The sequence below is a fragment of the Dactylosporangium cerinum genome, from assembly GCF_042653625.1.
Classification (GTDB): Bacteria; Actinomycetota; Actinomycetes; order Mycobacteriales; family Micromonosporaceae; genus Dactylosporangium; species Dactylosporangium cerinum.
In genome coordinates this window covers 1-16016 of sequence record NZ_JBHSIU010000087.1, presented here as the reverse complement: position 1 = coordinate 16016, position 16016 = coordinate 1, and the positions used below count along the sequence as shown (strand labels likewise).

The window sequence follows — 16016 nt, the reverse complement described above, 5'->3', positions numbered from 1 at the left end:
TGAAATGCCGAAGCCATCTTGCAAAGATCAACAGGTCTTTACCGGCGAGTTACGGGAAGCTAGCATCAGGGCGCTCTTGCAAGACTTTGCAACTTCTGCAAGTCACCTACAGTGGAGCGTATCCGTTGAAGCGTCCCCTCCTGCTCGCCGCGGTCCTCGCCCTGACCGCCGTCGGGCTCAGCGCACCGCCCGCGGCCGCGTCGCAGCACCGCGGCGATGTCACCGCGCACCTCTTCCAATGGCCCTGGCGCGACGTCGCCCAGGAGTGCCGCAGCACCCTCGGTCCGGCCGGTTACGCCGCCGTGCAGGTCACCCCGCCGCAGGAACACGTCGAGTTACCGGCCCAGGGCTATCCCTGGTGGCAGGCGTACCAGCCGGTCAGCTACCGGCTCGACAGCCGCTACGGCAACACCCGCGAGTTCGCCGGCATGGTCGAGACCTGCCACCGCGCCGGGGTGAAGGTCTACGTCGACGCCGTCATCAACCACATGTCGGGGCAGGTCGGCGGCGGCACCGGCAGCGGCGGCACCCGCTTCGGCAAGTACGACTACCCCGGCCTCTACGACAGCACCGATTTCCACCACTGCGGCGGTGACGGCTGGATCCACGACTGGAACAACGCGTGGGAGATCCAGCACTGCGAGCTGCTCGGCCTGTCCGACCTCGCCACCGAGCAGGACGACGTCCGCGATGACATCGCCGGCTACCTCAACGGCCTGCTCCGGCTCGGTGTCGACGGGTTCCGCATCGACGCCGCGAAGCACATCCCGGCCGCCGACCTCGCCGCCGTCAAGGCCAGACTGCAGCGCCCCGCGTATCTCTACCAGGAGGTGCTGGGCAACGCGCCGATCCCGAAAACCGATTACCTGCCCAACGGCGACGTCATCGAGGACGCATACGGCCAGCAGATCAGCCGGGTGGTGAAGTCCGGCAAGCTCAGCTGGCTCGACCAGTTCGGCGAGGCGTGGGGCTTCTCCCCCAGCGGCAGCGCCGTCGTCTACGTCGACAGCCACGACACCGAACGCGACCAGAGCGGCGCGACGCTCACGTACAAGGACGGGCCGCTGTTCGCGATCGGCAACGTCTTCTCCCTGGCCTGGCCCTACGGGCACCCGCTTGTGCTGTCCAGCTACGGCTTCACCAGCACCGACGCCGGACCGCCGGGCGCCGCGCCGGACGGCGACCTGCGCTCCGTGCGCTGCGGCGGCGTCACCAGCGGCCCCGGCGGCTGGCTCTGCCAGCAGCAGGACCCCGCGACGCTCGGCCTGGTCGGCTTCCGCAACACCGCCGGCACCGCACCGGTGAGCCGCTGGTGGAGCGACGGCGACAACGCCATCGGTTTCGCCCGCGAGGGCCGCGGCTACGTCGTGCTCAACCGGGAGAGCACCGCCGTCACCCGCACGTTCGACACCGGCCTGCCGGCGGGCGTCTACTGCGACGTCACCCGCGGCACCGTGCGCGGCAACCGCTGCACCGGGCCGACCGTCACCGTCGGCAGGACGGGCGCGCTGACCACCACGGTCCCGGGCCTGAGCGCGCTCGCGATCGACGTGCAGCACCGGGTGTCCCGCCCGGTCGCCGCGCCGGCACCGGCGGTCAGCTTCTCCGCGTACGCCACGGTCGCCGCCGGCGAGCGCCTTGTGCTCGTCGGCAACACCCCGGCCCTCGGCGCCTGGAACCCGGCGCTCGGCGTGCGCCTCTCCTCCGCCGGGTACCCGCAGTGGACGGCGCGGGTGCAGGTGCCCGCCGGCACGGCGATCGAGTACAAGTACGTGAAGGTCGCCGCCGACGGCACCGTCACCTGGGAGAGCCGCCCGAACCGCACCGCCACGGTGCCCGCCGACGGCTGGCTGTCCACTTCGGACGGCTGGGAGGCCGGCGCCACCGTCCAGGCCGACGTGACGATGCACGTCGCCGAGGAGCCCGGGCAGCAGGTGTACCTCGTCGGCGCCGCACCGTCGATCGGATCGTGGGACCCGGCCAACGCGGTGCCGCTGACCAAGACCGCCGACGCGACATGGACCGGCCAGGTGACCCTGCCGGGGTCGGCGGTCGTGGAGTACAAGTACATCCGCAAGGACGCCGGCGGGACCGTGACGTGGGAGAGCGACCCGAACCGCACGGTCGCCACCCCGTCGGGCGGCACCATCACCCTCGACGAGACCTGGCGCTGATCCCTTACGTTGCCCGCACCGCGCGCGAGGTTGTCGACGCGGTGCGGGCTACGTGGAGGTGTCTTTCCGCCGTGCCAGGGCCTGGCCCGCGGGAAGGCCGGCGACAAACGTCCGCAGGAAGCCGGTGAGCTGCGTCAGGTCGAGACCTTCGGACGCGGCGTCGATGGACCGGTAGAGCGTCTCCTCGATCTCGGCGATCTGCCGGGCCAGGTCGGCACCCGCTGCGGTGAGGGTGAGCTGGACCTGCCGCCGGTCGTGCACGGCGACCACCCGGTCGACCAGGCCGGCGGCGGCGAGCCGGTCGACGAGCCGGCTGGGACTGCTGCCGCTCTCGCAGACCAGCAGGTCGCCGAGGCCGTTGAGGGTGAGGGGCTGGCGGTCCTGCAGGATGCGCAGCACCTCCGCCTGGGACGCGGTGACCCCCAGCGGCCGGAGGGCCTGGCCGAGCTGGCGGTTGCCTTCCCGCTGGGCGGCAAGGATCAGGTACCGCAGTTCCTCAGCGGGCCGCACGGGGTCACCTCGTTCCTGTCGCGTTCCGCGACGGGTGGAAACACTACACAGCAATGGTCGCGGGCAGGCTCATGGCCTGGGCGAGGCGGGCGGCCGCGCCCGGGTCGTGGGCCGGCAGGACGACGAGCCCGGGAAGCCGTCGCCGCAGTTCGTTCACCTGCTGGACCGCGGTGTGCATCTGCCGCTTGTCGCCCACGCCGGGCAGCTTGCCCTCGGCGAGCAGCCGGTCGTCGTAGGTGAGGTCGCCGACCATGAGCAGCGGCGGGCGCCCGGGCTGGCGGACCAGCATCGACACCGATCCCGGCGTGTGCCCGGGCGTGGGCAGGAGCACCAGGCTGCCGTCGCCGAACAGGTCGTGCCCCTTGCCGAACGGCGCGATCGACGGATCGGCCAGGCCTTCCGGTGTCACGCGGTCCCATCGCAGGCCCGGCAGGTCGATGTGGGACCGCATCAGGCCCCGCGCTTCCGGCAGCGGTGCGTGCAGCGAGTCCCACTCCGGCCGGCTGACCATGATGCGGGCACCGCCGAGCCCGGGCAGCCCGCCGATGTGGTCCTGATGCAGGTGCGAGATCACGGCGGTGTTGACGTCGCCGACACCGTGGCCCAGCCGGCGCAGACCGGCCGCGAGGGTCTGGTCAGGTTCGATGTCGAACGTCGCCAGCCTTGAGTACACCTTGCCGGTCAGGCCGCCCGGGAAGTAGTCCGGGTCGGTCACCGAGGCGCGGTCCTGCCCGGTGTCGAACAGCACCAGGCCCTCGCGGTGCTCGATGACGTAGACGTTGATCGGGCGCGGGTCGGTCCAGCGCCGCGAGGTGAACAGCCAGACGTAGGTGTTCTTCCAGGTCGGTCCGACGTGCTCGGGGCGGATGGCCACGGTGCCGGTGCTCAGGACGGAGACCTTGGCGATGGGGTTGTGCGGGTGCATGACGGCTCCTCTGTGTCGCGAATTCGATGACACGACATTAGATGACACGACATTGAATTACAAGACGGGGGTCCGCGGGCTTCGCGGGGCGGAGCGCTACCGGCCGGCAGCCGGCCGCGCGTCCGGTTCGTTGTAGACGACCGACCAGGGTCCGGGCGCGCCGACGATCCGGTCGGGGCGCCCGGGGCCGGTCTCCAGGACCTCGCGGGCGATCGCGGCGAACCGGGCCGCCGCCGGGTGCGGATTACTGGCCGGCCACACCGCCGATGTCTCCTGCCACAGCGGGTCACCTTCCAGCGGGCGCCAGGCGAGGCGTGGCTCACGGCGCACCGAGGCCTCCCGCTCCAGACCGATGCCCAGGCCGGCCAGGACCAGCCCGCACAGGAACTCCGGGTTGCGGGCGTGCCGGATGCCACTGGGCGCGTAACCGTTGTCGTGACAGGTGGCGAGCAGCTGGTCGTACCAGGCCGGCGCCGTCGAGCGCGGGAACATGACCAGGCCGTGCCCGGCCAGCTGCTCCAGCCGCAGCACGGTGAGCCGGGTCAGCGGCGAGGTCCGGGGCAGGACCACGCCGAGCCGGACCCGGGTCACCGGGCCGAAGGCCAGGTCGGCGGCGTCCACCGGGTGGTGCACCAGGCCGACGTCGAGGCGCGCGCCGGCGAGCTGCTCCAGCTGCTCGGCCGTGGACAGCTCCTGCAGGTCGACGTCGAGGCCGGGGGCCTGCTCCGCGAGGCGGCGCAGCAGCTCGCCCAGGGCCGGCGCCGGGGTCTCCGGTGGCACGCCGGCGCGCAGCGTGCCGAGGTCACCGTCGCGGATGCTGTGCATGAGCGCCCGCAGTCGCTGCTCCGCGGCCAGGAACCGCTCCGCCTCGTCGCGCAGCGCGTGCCCGGCGGCGGTCAGCTCGGTGCCGCGCGGCAGCCGGTCGAACAGGGTCACGCCGAGCTCGCGTTCGAGCCGCCGCATCGCCTGGCTCAGCGGCGGCTGGGCGATGCCGAGCAGCTCCGCGGCCCGGCTGAAGTGCAGCTCCTCGGCGACGACCAGGAAGTACCGCAGGTGCCGCGCGAGGTCCGCCATACGCTGAGCCTATGTCGATCAACGATGAGCTGGCCGGGGTGTTCGCCGACGCGGGGGTGGAAGGGTGGCTGCACGCCCGCGACGTCGACACCGGCCGCGACATCGGTTTCGGTGCCGGCGAGCAGGTCGTGCTCGCCTCGATCGTGAAGATCCTCATCGTCCTCGAGTTCGCCCGGCAGGTCTCGGCGGGCACCCTCGACCCGGCGGAGCGGGTCGTCGTGCGCACCGGGGACCGGCTCGGCGGCTGGGGCACGGCGGGCTGCGTCGACGACGTCGAGCTGTCGCTGCGGGATCTCGCGTACTTCACCATGTCCGTCAGTGACAACACGGCCGCGGACGTGCTGCTCGACCGGGTCGGCCGGGACGTGGTGCCGCTGCTGGCCGCCGAGCTCGGCCTGCACCGGACCCGGATCGCCGGCGGCCCCCGACAGCTGCTCGAGTCGATGTTCGACGACGTCGGCGCCCGCGACGCCGCCGAGTTCGGCCGGGTGTTCCCGACCCTGCCGCAGGCGCGCGTGCGGGCCTTGCGGGTGTTCGACCCTGCCCGCACGACGTCGAGCACGCCGCAGGAGATGACCCGGCTGCTCGGCCTCATCTGGCGCGACGAGGCCGGCCCGGCGGAGGCCTGCGCGGCGGTGCGCGGGCTGATGTTCCGGCAGCTGTTCCGGACCCGGCTCGCCGCGGGGTTTCCGGCGGACGCACGGGTCGCCGGCAAGACGGGGACGCTGCCCGGTCACGCGATGGAGGCGGGCGTGGTCGAGTTTCCCGACGGCGGCCGCTACGCCGTGGCGGCGTTCGTGCGGTCCGGCGCGGCCCCCGGCGTGCTGGACGCGACCCTCGCCGCGGCCGCGTCCGTCGCCGTCGAGGGCCTTCGTGACCTGCGCCGATAGCCGATCGGATATGCCCTCAGCGGTGATCTGATCTTGGACACGGTGCGGTCTGCGCTGCTTGGGTGGGCGCATGCCAGATCGTCGTGATTTCATCCGTACCGCTGTCGCCGTCGCCGCCGTTCCCTCGGCGGTTGCGCTTCCGGTCGCTCCCGCCTCTGCCGCGCCGGCTCGTGGCGCCGGCACGTTCCGCTGGTTCGGGACCGCCGGCTGGCGGATCGACGTCGGCGGGCGGACGCTGCTCGTCGACCCGTACCTGAGCCGGTTCGACACCGGACTGTTCACCGGGGCGTTCAACCCCGCCACGAAGCTGACCGTCAAGGCCGACGTCATCGCGGCCCGGGTCGGCAAGCCGGAGACGGTCCTGGTCACGCACACGCACTGGGACCACTTCAACGACGTCCCGCACATCGCCACGACCACCGGCGCCCGCGTCGTCGGCACCCTCACCGCCTACCACCTGGCCCTGGCCGGCGGCGTGCCGAGCGGCAAGCTGTGCCCGGTCAAGGGCGGCGAGGTCCTCGACTTCGGCGACTACACGGTCGAGGTCGTCGCGTCGCTGCACAGCCGCAACGCCGCGTATTCGATGGCGTTCCCGGGCGTGCGGGTCAGCCAGCCGCCACCGGCGCAGACGATCGCCGACCTGCCCGAGGGCGACACGCTGTCGTTCCAGGTCAGGATCGCCGGCGGCCCGTCGGTGTTCTTCATGGGCGGCAGCGACTTCGTCGAACGCAACCTCACCGGGCTGGACCCGGACGTGGCGATGGTCGCGCTGCCGTCCAGCACCGCCACGGACGACTACGTCCCCCGGTTGATGGAGGCGCTCGGCCGGCCGAAGGTCGTGGTGCCGGTGCACTGGGACAACTTCGAGACCGACCTGCGCAACCCGCCGACGATCGCCCCCGCCGACGCGACCCGCCTCGACGCACTGATCGCCGAGGTCCGCAAGGCGTCGCCGCGCTCGCAGGTGGTCCGGCCGGAGTACGACACCCCGTACACCTTCTGAAACCCTGATGCTGCAACCCTGATCAGGAGCGCCAACGGCGGCTGCGCTCCTCGATCTCCTCCCTGGTCACGCGCAACTGGTCCCGCGCCGCCTGTTCGACGGCGGCCGGGTCGCCGCGCTCCATGCACTCCACGATCGTCAGGTGGGCGTCGACCTGGACGCGGGGCACCTCGTCGGGGAACAGGTTGGTCTGCTGGCGCCCCCGCAGCGCGCTCTCGACCGCGTGGCTGAGCTGGGCGAAGATCTTGTTCCCGCTGGCCGCCAGCAGGGTGTCGTGGAACCGCACGTCGGCCAGGAGATACGCGTGGTAGTCCCCTTTGAGTACGTCGCCGCGCTCAACGCCACGATGAAGCTCACCACCACCGACCACGACCGGCCCCAGGTCGTCGGCGTGGCCCGGTCCCGCGAGATCGTCGGCAGCGTCATCGTCGCGTCGATCCAGGGCAAGGACGTCGCGGCCGCGGCGGCCGCCGCGGACAAGGACCTCACCGAGTTCCTGAAGACCGACGGCAAATGAATCGCCGGTTGCGTTGGCTCTTCGCGGCGCCGGCGACCCTGTTCGTCATCCTGGCGATGGTCTTCCCGATCCTCTACACGGTCCGGCTCAGCTTCCAGTCGTGGAGCGGCAGCCTGACCAGGGCACCCCGGTGGGTCGGGCTGGACAACTACCGAACTCACTCATCACCGGGCTGGGCCTGCCCGCGCAGCCCTGGCTCTCCTCGACCCGCGGCGTCCTGCCCACCCTCATGCTCATCGACGTCTGGCAGTGGACCCCGATGATGACCCTGCTCTGCCTGGCCGGCCTGGCGACGCTGCCGGCGGAGACCTACGAGGCCGCCGCGGTCGACGGGGCCGGCGCCTGGCAGCGGTTCCGGCGGATCACCGTGCCGCTGCTCGGCCCGACGATGACCGCCGCGGTGCTGCTCCGCTCGATCGACGCCCTGAAGACCTTCGACATCATCTACGCGATGACCGGCGGCGGCCCCGTCTACCAGAGCGAGACCCTGAACATCTACGGCTACATCACCGGCTTCGAGCAGTTCCAGTTCGGTCGGGCGGCGGCGATCGTCGTCGTCTTCTTCCTGATCGTGCTGGTGTTCGCGATCGCCCTGGCCAAGCTCAACTCGCATGGGAGGTCGCGCGATGAAGCCGCGCCGGGGGTGGCGGACGGCCGTGCGGTACACCGCGATCGTGGTCGTCCTCACGGTGTTCCTGGCGCCGTTCCTGTGGATGGTGCTGGCCTCGCTGCGCCGGCACGTCGACATCACCAGCGGGCGGTTGTTCGGGGGCAGCTTCACGCTGCGCAACTACCGGACCGTGTTCGACGACTTCCAGTTCGGCGACTACGTGGTCAACAGCCTGGTCATCGCGGGCTGGTCCACGACGCTGTCGCTGCTCATCGGGCTGCCCGCCGCCTACGCCATCGCCCGCGGCGGGATGCGGCGCACCGCGATGACCATCCTGGTGGCGCGGATGGTGCCCGGCATCGGGCTGGTCACCCCGTGGTACATCCTGTTCAACTACGCGGGCCTGACCGGCACGTACACCTCGATGGTCGTCTGCCACATGCTGGTGAGCCTGCCGTTCGTCGTGTGGGTGATGATGAACTTCTTCGAGGGCCTGTCGACCGACTTCGAGGACGCCGCGATGGCCGACGGTGCCGGCCGGGTCGGCGCGTTCGTGCGCATCGTGCTGCCGCTGTCCCTGCCGGGCGTGGTGACCAGCGGCATCCTGGCGTTCATCTTCTCCTGGAACAACTTCCTGTTCTCGCTCGTGCTGAGCAGCAAGTCGACGAAGCCGCTGCCGGTGGCCATGTACAGCTTCATCGGCTACAGCGAGGTCGACTGGGGCGGGCTGATGGCGGCGGCGGTGTCGGTGACCCTGCCGGTGCTGGTGATCGCGCTGTTCGTGCAGCGGTACATCGTCGCGGGCCTCACCGCGGGCGCCGTCAAGGGCTGACGTCCGGGGCCTGGCACCGCAGCGCCAGGCCCCGGGCACCCGGTCAGGCCGGTTCGATCCAGATGTTGCGGTAGCGGACATTGGCGCCCGCGTCGTTGTGGTCCTGCAGTCGGATCGGCAGGTTCGCCGCGGACTCGGCCGCGCCGTTGCCGGTCGGGCCGTCGATCTCGATGTCGTTGTGGACGGTGACCCCGTTCCACACCACGGTGACCCGGGCGTTGGACACCTTCGTCGTGCCGTTCCACCGGGCCGCGCGGAACGTGACATCGTAGGTCTGCCACGTCTCCGGCGCCGTTCCGGCGTTACTGTTCGGCGCCCGCTTCAGGTAGATGGCGCCGCACTCGTTGTTGGCCAGGGTCGCCTTGCCGAACGTGTCGAGCACCTGCAGCTCGTAGCGGTCCTGCAGGTAGATCCCGCTGTTGCCGCGGGCCTGACCGGTCACCTCCGGCGGCAGGTTCGGCAGCCAGAACTCCACGTGCAGCTTGAAGTCACCGAAGGTCTGCTTGGTGCGCAGGTCGCCGCCGAGCACCTCGGCCGAGCCGTCCGCCACGGGCCAGGTCGCGGCGCTGCCGTCGGAGGCGGCGAACGCATTGAGGTTGCCGCCGTCGAACAGCTGCACCCGGCTGGTGCCGTTGTGCGTCCACACCTGCTGCGCGGCGCCGGTGGCGTCGGCGATCTGCAGCTGGGTGCCGTTGGCGGTGCCACCGCCGGCCGCTTCCAGGACCCGGCCGGACTGCGGGTTGCGCAGCGTGCCGTCGGCCTGTGCCTGCCACACCTGCGCGGCGCTGCCGTTGCAGTTCCACAGCTGCACCAGGGTGCCGGCGGCGGTGGCGCCACCGGCGACGTCCAGGCACTTGCCCAGCGCCCGCAGGGTGTCCCCGGACCGGGTCCAGCTCTGCGCGGTGGTGCCGTTGCAGCCCCACAGCTGGATCTTCGTGCCGTTGGCGGTGCCGGCGTTGCTGACGTCGACGCACTTGCCGCCGATGCCGGTGATCGTGCCGGTGCGGTCGCCGGGCGGCGGTCCGACGGTGAGGCTGTCGAGGTTCACGTGACCGATGTCGCCGCTGTCCACCTTGTACGCGACGGTGTTCCCGCCCGCCCGCAGCGTCACCTGGTCGACCTTGACGGCCCACGTCTCCCAGTCTGTCGTGCTGGCGAGCGTCACCTGCCTGACCTTGACGCCGTTGACGTAGAGGCTCACCGTCTTCGGCCCCGCCGACGGGTTCGGGCCGTTGCTGTAGCGGAGGCTGAGGTCGTGCGCCCCGGCCGTCTGCGTCGTGACGCTGAACGTGGTGGCCGCGCCGACGCTGCCGTAGCCGGCCACGAAACCGCTGCCGGTGTATCCACTGTGGTCGGTCGCGACGCTCGCGCTGCCGCTGAGCCCCGCGTGCTCGGCCTCGAGCCGCCCGGGCTGCGGCAGGGTGCCGTCGACCAGGCTGTTCAGCGTGTACCAGGCCTCGGTGCTCCACAGCGACGCGCCCGTGGTGGACGTGAACGGCCGCGGCGAGCGCAGGTACACGACCCGGCCGGGCTTCAGGTTGGCCAGCTGCAGCGTCACCTTGAGCCGGTCCGCGGACAGCGTCGCCGAGGTGACCGGCAGCGTCTCCTCGTCGACCTTCGGCCCGCCGTACGCGGGGGTCGGCACGTAGCGCCACTGCTTGGCGGTGTAGCGCGCGGCGAGCTGCGCGGCGGTGTCCGTCGAAATCGGTTGCGTGTACTCGACCTCGAAGCCGCCGGCGACCGCCCGCATGGCCTTGATCTCGAAGGCGTTCGTGCCGTTCGGGGTGAGCTTCTGCAGGCCGTAGGTCAGCTTGCCGTCCTGGCCCCAGTTGCCGCCCGCGCCGAGCCCGCCCACGTAGAGCGCGCCGTCGGGGCCCTGGCTGAGCCGCAGCACCCCCATCTCCAGGCCCTGCGTGACGCGGAAGACCGCGCCCTGGTACTCGCCGTTGACCTTCTCCAGGTACGCCCGCTGGATGCCGCCGTAGGTGACGTCACCGAAGAGCAGCTGCCCGGCGAACGGCCCGCTGTTGAGCAGCAGCGGCGTGCTCGGGGAGTTGGCGATCTCGTTCTGCGGCAGCCACAGCACCGGTTGCGTGACCGGCTGGTTGTCGAACGGGCCGTCCGGGTTGGTGTAGTGGCCGAAGAACCGGTCCTGCTTGATGCGCACCAGCTTCGACGCGGGCAGCCAGCCGCCCTGGTTGTCGGTGACGAAGATGTCGCCCTCCGGGCCCCAGCCGATGCCGTCCGGGGTGCGCAGGCCGCCGGCGACGTACTGGACCGCGCCGGTGCTGCGGTTGATCTTCAGGCTGGTGCCGCGGTTCGGGGAGCCCTGCGGGTCCGTGGTCGCGCCGCCCTGGTTGATCGACACGGACAGGTTCAGGTAGAAGAAGCCGTCCTTGTACAGCAGGCCGAACGCGAACTCGTGGAAGTTGCCGTCGTACGGCCACGTTGCGACCGTCCGGTACTGGTCGATCTGGCCGTCGCCGTTGGTGTCGTTGAGCTCGGTCAGCTCGTGCTTCTGCGACACGTAGAGCTTGCCGTCGACGTACTTGATGCCCATCGGCTCCCGCAGGCCGGTCGCGATCCGGGTGTAGGTCACCTGCGACGGTGACGTGGTGCCGGTGACGCCGCTGAGGAGGTAGACCTCGCCCACGGTGGTGTTGCTGCCGCCCCACGTGGTGATCGCCAGCCGCCCGTCCGGCAGCCAGTCCATCGCGCTCACCTGCGGCTGGAAGCCGGTCGGGCGCAGGTTGGTCAGCGTGTAGCCGGGGTGCACGGCGTTGAGCGGGAGCCCGTCGCCGGGGCTGTCCGCGGCGCCCTCGCACTCCTTGCGCCCGGGCGCGGTCACCCGCACGACGCCGGAGTCCGTGCTGAGCACCGAGTTCGGCACCAGCGCGAACGCCGACGCGCCCGGCGGGCGCCACTCCAGGGTCAGCTGCTGGCCGCCGGTGCGCTCGAAGTAGTCGATGCGGATGGCGTGGTACCCCGTGCCGAGGGTGACCGTGCCCTCCATCGCGGTCGCGCCGTGCAGCCCGTCGTGGTTGATGACGGTCGCACCGTCCACCAGCAGGCGCGAGCCGTCGTCGCTGGTGAGCCGGAAGATGTACGACCCGGCGGTTGCGATGTTGACGTTGCCGATCACCTGCGCCTGGAACAGGTCCTCGAACCCGAAGTCGGCGGCGGTGGTCCAGTTGATGGTCGGCATGAGCTTGTCGACGTTCGGCGTCTGCCCGGTCTTGAGGGTGCAGATCGAGTTCAGCGGCGTCTGTACGTCGAAGACGCGCAGCGTGACACCGGGTTCCTGCGGCGGGACGGCGGCCCGGGCCTGGGTGGCCGGCAACAGGCCGGCGATCAGGACGGCGGCTGCCGCGCCCAGGATGGTTCTCTGCATCGAGCGCTCCAGGGGTAGGAGTGTCGGACGGCAGCGCACAGCGCAGCCGCCAGGACCTCCCCGCGCGCTCGCCGAAGGGCGACACGGGCCATCGCCGGGCCGTCAATTTTGGCGGTGACGACCCTCGATGTGGTACGTCACGCTAGAAGACTTTCGTTCGCATGTCCAGAAGTTCGGTCCAGAACATCGAAAGTTTGACTCGCTCCGATTTTCTGGGCTGAGCACCGCGTACCAGAACGCGCCCCTCTACGCCCGCGACTCGACGTCCATCACGCTCGCTGTCGGCCTCCACAGTGGAGCGAACAGCGTCGCCGCCGGTCTTCGGCTCGTGGTCACGGGATGTTCACGCGTTGCCGCTCGTGCGACATACTCTCAATCATCGATATTGATGATCCCTTGTGAGTGTCGATCCACGAAAGGCAAGCGGTTGAAACCGATGCACTCCACGACCAGGACCGGCGGCCGTCGGGCCGCGTCCTGGGCCGTCGCCGGGCTGGCCGCGCTCGCGGTCCTGCTGCCCGCGACGCCGGCCTTCGCCGACTCACTGCCCAATCTGCCGCAGAACGCGGGAGGCTACGAGCAGTCGTTCTCGCCCGCGTACGACTACGACACTGACGGGTGCTACGCCGTCGCGGCGATCAGCCCCGGCGGCACGCTCAACCCGGGGCTGAACCCCACCGGCGCCCTCAACGGCAACTGCCGGGACCAGTCCGACCTGGACCGGTCGCAGACCTACGCCCGGTCGAAGTGCAACAACGGCTGGTGCGCAATCGTTTACGCCAGCTACTTCGAGAAGGACCAGGCCCTGCCCGGCGTCAGCCTCGGCGGCCACCGGCACGACTGGGAGCACGTCATCTCCTGGGTCAACCAGGCGAGCAACCAGGTCGAGTACGTGACCACGACCCAGCACAGCAGCCAGGTGACCTACCCGCGCGCCCAGGTGCGGTTCGAGGGGAGCCACCCCAAGACCGTCTACCACAAGGACGGCGTGTCGACCCACTTCTTCCGGCTGGCCAACACCAACGACGATCCGCCGGAGAACCACTACCACGTCTGGCGCTACCCGCCGCTGGTGGACTGGAACGGCTGGCCCAGCACGGCGCTGCGCGACCGGCTGATGACCGCCGACTTCGGGTCGGCCACGATCAAGATCAAGAACGGCTCGTTCGAGTCGCTGCTGGCCGCGTCCAAGCCCGCCGCGATCCCGTTCAACCCGCAAGGCTGACGTCCGGCGGCCGGTGCCTGAGCCTCAGGCACCGGCGCTTCGGCGGTACCCTGGAGCCGCTCCGCCGGCGGGTCAGGAGGCATGGGTGGCCGAAGACGACGCGACGGGGACGCAGGACCGTCGCCGCACCGCGCGGCTGGTGCTGGTGCTGCTCGGAGCCGTGCTGCTCGGCTATCCGGCGCTGTTCTTCGGCTGGTACCTCACCGCGGAGCACGTCACCGCCCGGATCACCAGCTGCGCGTCCGACGCGCCGCATCCGCTGCGGTGCCCCACCCATGGTGACTGGCGGATGGCCGACGGCTCGACCAGGTCCGGGCGGATCTTCATCCAGACGCCGGCACCGTCCGACGTCGGCCGGACGCTCCCGGCGCGGGCGACCACGGACTGGGCGGTCGCCGAGGGGGTGACCGCGTCGGCACCGGGCACCTACGCGGCCATCGTCGCCGGGGTGGATGTCGCGCTCGGCCTCGGGCTGCTGGCCCTGCGCGGCTCGTTGCGACGGTGACGGCTACAGCAGCGTCTCCTGGTGCGGGAACGTGAGCCGCGCGGTGGTGATCCCCTCGATGACCTGCTCGTCGTTGAGCTCGCGCTCCTGCACCTGGGCGTAGTTGCGGCCGCGGTGGTGGGTGTTGCGCATCCGCACCACGTTCGGGAAACGGCCCACGGCGCGCATGTCGCCGAGCCCCGACAGGAACACCAGCTGGATGCCGTTGGCCGCGGCCACCCGCCGCTGCAGGTCCAGGAACGCGACGTAGTTGGCGGTGCCGAGCGGGTTGTCCATCGGCAGCACGCCGAGGCCGGGCACGTCACCGCCGCGGTTCGCGGCGCGCAGCCGGGCGAGCATGCAGAACAGCAGCAGGCTGATCGTCACCTTCTCCCCGCCGGACCACTTGCTCATCAGCTCGACCGGCTGCCGGTCCTCGCCGAGCTCGGTCGACGGCTTCAGCACGCGGGCGGTGAAGTTGCCACGGCCGACGACGGCGGTGGTCGCCTCCCACACCAGGGTCAGCCCGTCGGGGATGTTCTCCTGCCGGGCGACGAGCCGCTCCACGAGCCGCTCGACCCGGCTGCGCAGCGTCGCATCGGTGGTGTCCACAGTGGAGCGCGGGCCCACGTCGAGAAACCGCCGGTTGCGCAGGTGATCGGCGAGGCCCGGCGGCAGCTGCGCGTGGTGCTGGGCGCGCTGCAGCGTCTTGAGCCCTTCGCGGACCTCGGCGCACAGCGCGGTCACCACCAGGTGCTTGTCCTTGTCCACGGCCTCCAGCTCACCGGCGAGCGCGTGCCGATACGTGCGCAGCTCCCCGGCCAGCTCCGCCGGCAGGTCGGCCGTGTGCCCGCCGCGGAACCGGTCCCGAACCTCGGCGGTGACGGCGGTGAAGCGCTCCTCACCGGCCCAGCGGTCGACCCGGTGCACCTCGGTGGCGAGCTGGTTGCGGGCGCCGGTGACCGCCTTCTCCGCGGCCTGCAACGCCCGCCGCGCCGCACGACCGGCCTCCCGGGCCGCGTCCACGTCGCCGTCGAACGCCGCCGCCTCGACCCCGTCGCGCTCCCCCAGATCGGCCTCCAGGTCCCCGGCGAGCCCGTGGAAGTCCGCGGCCCGCCGGCGCTGCAGCTCGGCCGCCTGTTCCGCCGCCGCCTGCCGGTCCCGGGCCCCGTGCGCCGCCTCCACGGTCACGTCGAGCTGCTCCCGAAGTCCCTCCGCCAGGTGTACGACCTCCGGAAGCTCCTCCGACGCCGGCCGCTCGGCGGTGCGTGCGGCGAGCTCGCCCCGCGCCGTGTCCCGCTCGGACTCGGCCCGGGTGGCGGCCGCCCGCGCCGCGAAGTGCGCCTGCTCGGCCTGCTCGGTCTCGCGGGCGACCAGCGCGGCGTCGGCGGCCTCGGGCGTCGCCGCGAGCTGCGCCGCCGTCTCGTGCTCCGCCGCGGTGAACTGCCGGATCTGCCGGTCGAGCCCGTCGAGGCGGCGGCCGATCTCGCTGATCGTCGCCTCGAGCGCGTCACCGGACGAGCGCCGCAGGTACGCCTCGTCGGCCGCCTGGAACGCACTCATCGCCGCGGCAAGGCTGACCCTCGCGCTCCCGGGTTCCCGGCTCCCGGGTTCCCGGCTCCCGGGTTCCCGGCTCCCGGCGATCCGGCGGAGTTCGTCGATCCGGGCGCGGTGGCCGCGGGCGGTCCCCCGGTGCTGCTCGGCAGCGGCGGTGCAGCGGGTCGCGACGGTGGCGTACCCGCGTTCCTGCTCCTCCGCCTCTTCCAGCTGGCGTTCGAGGTCGGCCCGGCGGGCCGGGAGCTGCCGCAGCTCGACGCGCTGCCGGTCCGCCTCCGGCGCCCGCCGGGACAGGTCCTGCAGAGCACCGAGCCGCGTGGCAAGAATCCGGCGCCGTTCGGCGAGCCGCTGCTGGGCGTCGCGGAGCCGCCCGGCCCGGGCGTCGAGCTCACCGCGGGCGGCGTCGAGCTGCCCGGCCCGCTCCCGTGCCTGCTGAAGCAGGCCACCGACCCGGCGGTGCTCGGCGTCGAGGTGCTCGCGGTGCCCGGGCGGGCAACGGTCGGCGAGCTGCCGCAGCTGGTCCTTGAGCCGCAGGTCGTGGTCGCGCGCGTCGAGGAGCTCCTGGACCCGTTCGCCTCGGTCGCGCCGGCTGTCCGCACGGCGGTCCGCCTCCCGGGCGGCGGCGGTCCGGTCGAACATCGCGGGCGCGGGCTCCAACACAAACCCGCCACCCGCCTGGACACCACCCACCTGGACACCGGCTGCGGCAGCGGTCCCGCCGCCGACCCGGACACCGGCTGCAGCACCGGCCGCAGCGCCGGTCACGGCAGCGGTTCCGCCGCCGACCTGGACATCGGCGCCAGCTGCAGCGCCGATCACAGCAG

General features: G+C 71.7%; 14 protein-coding genes and 1 pseudogene. 9 read left to right on the top strand and 6 right to left on the bottom strand.

All coding sequences use genetic code 11. From position 1 onward, the window contains the following. Positions 1–125 precede the first annotated feature (125 nt). The gene (locus ACFPIJ_RS50375) at positions 126–2174 is read left to right on the top strand and encodes a carbohydrate-binding module family 20 domain-containing protein (protein WP_380126606.1); all 2049 of its coding nucleotides are present in this window, start codon (positions 126–128) and stop codon (positions 2172–2174) included. A gap of 48 nt (positions 2175–2222) precedes the next feature. Here the strand turns inward: ACFPIJ_RS50375 and ACFPIJ_RS50370 are convergent, their stop codons facing one another. The 3 genes from ACFPIJ_RS50370 to ACFPIJ_RS50360 form a co-directional block, all read right to left on the bottom strand. Further along, positions 2223–2684 carry a MarR family winged helix-turn-helix transcriptional regulator gene (locus ACFPIJ_RS50370; RefSeq protein WP_380126605.1) on the bottom strand — a complete coding sequence of 154 codons (462 nt, stop codon included), beginning with the start codon at positions 2682–2684 and terminating at the stop codon, positions 2223–2225. Between the two features lie 43 nt (positions 2685–2727). Then, on the bottom strand, positions 2728–3609 hold the full coding sequence (locus ACFPIJ_RS50365; protein ID WP_380126604.1) for an N-acyl homoserine lactonase family protein: 882 nt from the start codon (positions 3607–3609) through the stop codon (positions 2728–2730). A gap of 96 nt (positions 3610–3705) precedes the next feature. Then, positions 3706–4683: a LysR family transcriptional regulator gene (locus ACFPIJ_RS50360; RefSeq protein ID WP_380126603.1), complete on the bottom strand. Its 978-nt coding sequence runs from the start codon at positions 4681–4683 to the stop codon at positions 3706–3708. Between the two features lie 11 nt (positions 4684–4694). Between ACFPIJ_RS50360 and ACFPIJ_RS50355 the strand changes: the two genes are divergently transcribed. Both ACFPIJ_RS50355 and ACFPIJ_RS50350 read left to right on the top strand, forming a co-directional pair. After that, positions 4695–5573 (top strand): serine hydrolase, encoded by an 879-nt coding sequence (locus ACFPIJ_RS50355; protein ID WP_380126602.1) that lies wholly within the window; start codon positions 4695–4697, stop codon positions 5571–5573. A gap of 70 nt (positions 5574–5643) precedes the next feature. Continuing rightward, positions 5644–6576, top strand: coding sequence for an MBL fold metallo-hydrolase (locus ACFPIJ_RS50350; RefSeq protein WP_380126600.1), 933 nt, complete (start codon positions 5644–5646; stop codon positions 6574–6576). A gap of 22 nt (positions 6577–6598) precedes the next feature. Here the strand turns inward: ACFPIJ_RS50350 and ACFPIJ_RS50345 are convergent, their stop codons facing one another. After that, positions 6599–6862 carry an FCD domain-containing protein gene (locus tag ACFPIJ_RS50345; RefSeq protein ID WP_380126599.1) on the bottom strand — a complete coding sequence of 88 codons (264 nt, stop codon included), beginning with the start codon at positions 6860–6862 and terminating at the stop codon, positions 6599–6601. Positions 6863–6880: 18 nt separating this feature from the next. Here ACFPIJ_RS50345 and ACFPIJ_RS50340 point away from each other — a divergent pair, with 18 nt between their 5' ends. From ACFPIJ_RS50340 to ACFPIJ_RS50330, 3 genes and pseudogenes are all read left to right on the top strand, one after another. Further along, positions 6881–7093, top strand: coding sequence for a hypothetical protein (locus ACFPIJ_RS50340; RefSeq protein ID WP_380126598.1), 213 nt, complete (start codon positions 6881–6883; stop codon positions 7091–7093). Positions 7094–7322: 229 nt separating this feature from the next. Then, positions 7323–7628 (top strand): annotated as a pseudogene (locus tag ACFPIJ_RS50335) (carbohydrate ABC transporter permease); the annotation flags it as partial. Between the two features lie 91 nt (positions 7629–7719). After that, entirely contained in the window at positions 7720–8535 is an 816-nt protein-coding gene (locus ACFPIJ_RS50330) for a carbohydrate ABC transporter permease (protein ID WP_380126597.1), read from the top strand. A 43-nt stretch (positions 8536–8578) separates the two neighbouring features. Here the strand turns inward: ACFPIJ_RS50330 and ACFPIJ_RS50325 are convergent, their stop codons facing one another. Then, complete coding sequence (locus ACFPIJ_RS50325; RefSeq protein ID WP_380126596.1) at positions 8579–11926, bottom strand: 3-keto-alpha-glucoside-1,2-lyase-like domain-containing protein; 3348 nt, start codon at positions 11924–11926, stop codon at positions 8579–8581. 436 nt (positions 11927–12362) lie between these two features. Here ACFPIJ_RS50325 and ACFPIJ_RS50320 point away from each other — a divergent pair, with 436 nt between their 5' ends. Beyond that, positions 12363–13151 carry an NPP1 family protein gene (locus ACFPIJ_RS50320; RefSeq protein WP_380126595.1) on the top strand — a complete coding sequence of 263 codons (789 nt, stop codon included), beginning with the start codon at positions 12363–12365 and terminating at the stop codon, positions 13149–13151. Between the two features lie 85 nt (positions 13152–13236). Continuing rightward, the gene (locus tag ACFPIJ_RS50315; protein ID WP_380126594.1) at positions 13237–13656 is read left to right on the top strand and encodes a hypothetical protein; all 420 of its coding nucleotides are present in this window, start codon (positions 13237–13239) and stop codon (positions 13654–13656) included. Positions 13657–13659: 3 nt separating this feature from the next. Here the strand turns inward: ACFPIJ_RS50315 and ACFPIJ_RS50310 are convergent, their stop codons facing one another. After that, a complete protein-coding gene (locus ACFPIJ_RS50310; protein ID WP_380126593.1) occupies positions 13660–15198 on the bottom strand; it encodes a hypothetical protein in 1539 nt (512 codons plus the stop codon). Between the two features lie 129 nt (positions 15199–15327). Here ACFPIJ_RS50310 and ACFPIJ_RS50305 point away from each other — a divergent pair. Then, positions 15328–16016: hypothetical protein (locus ACFPIJ_RS50305; RefSeq protein WP_380126592.1), on the top strand; the 689-nt coding region annotated here is incomplete at its 3' end.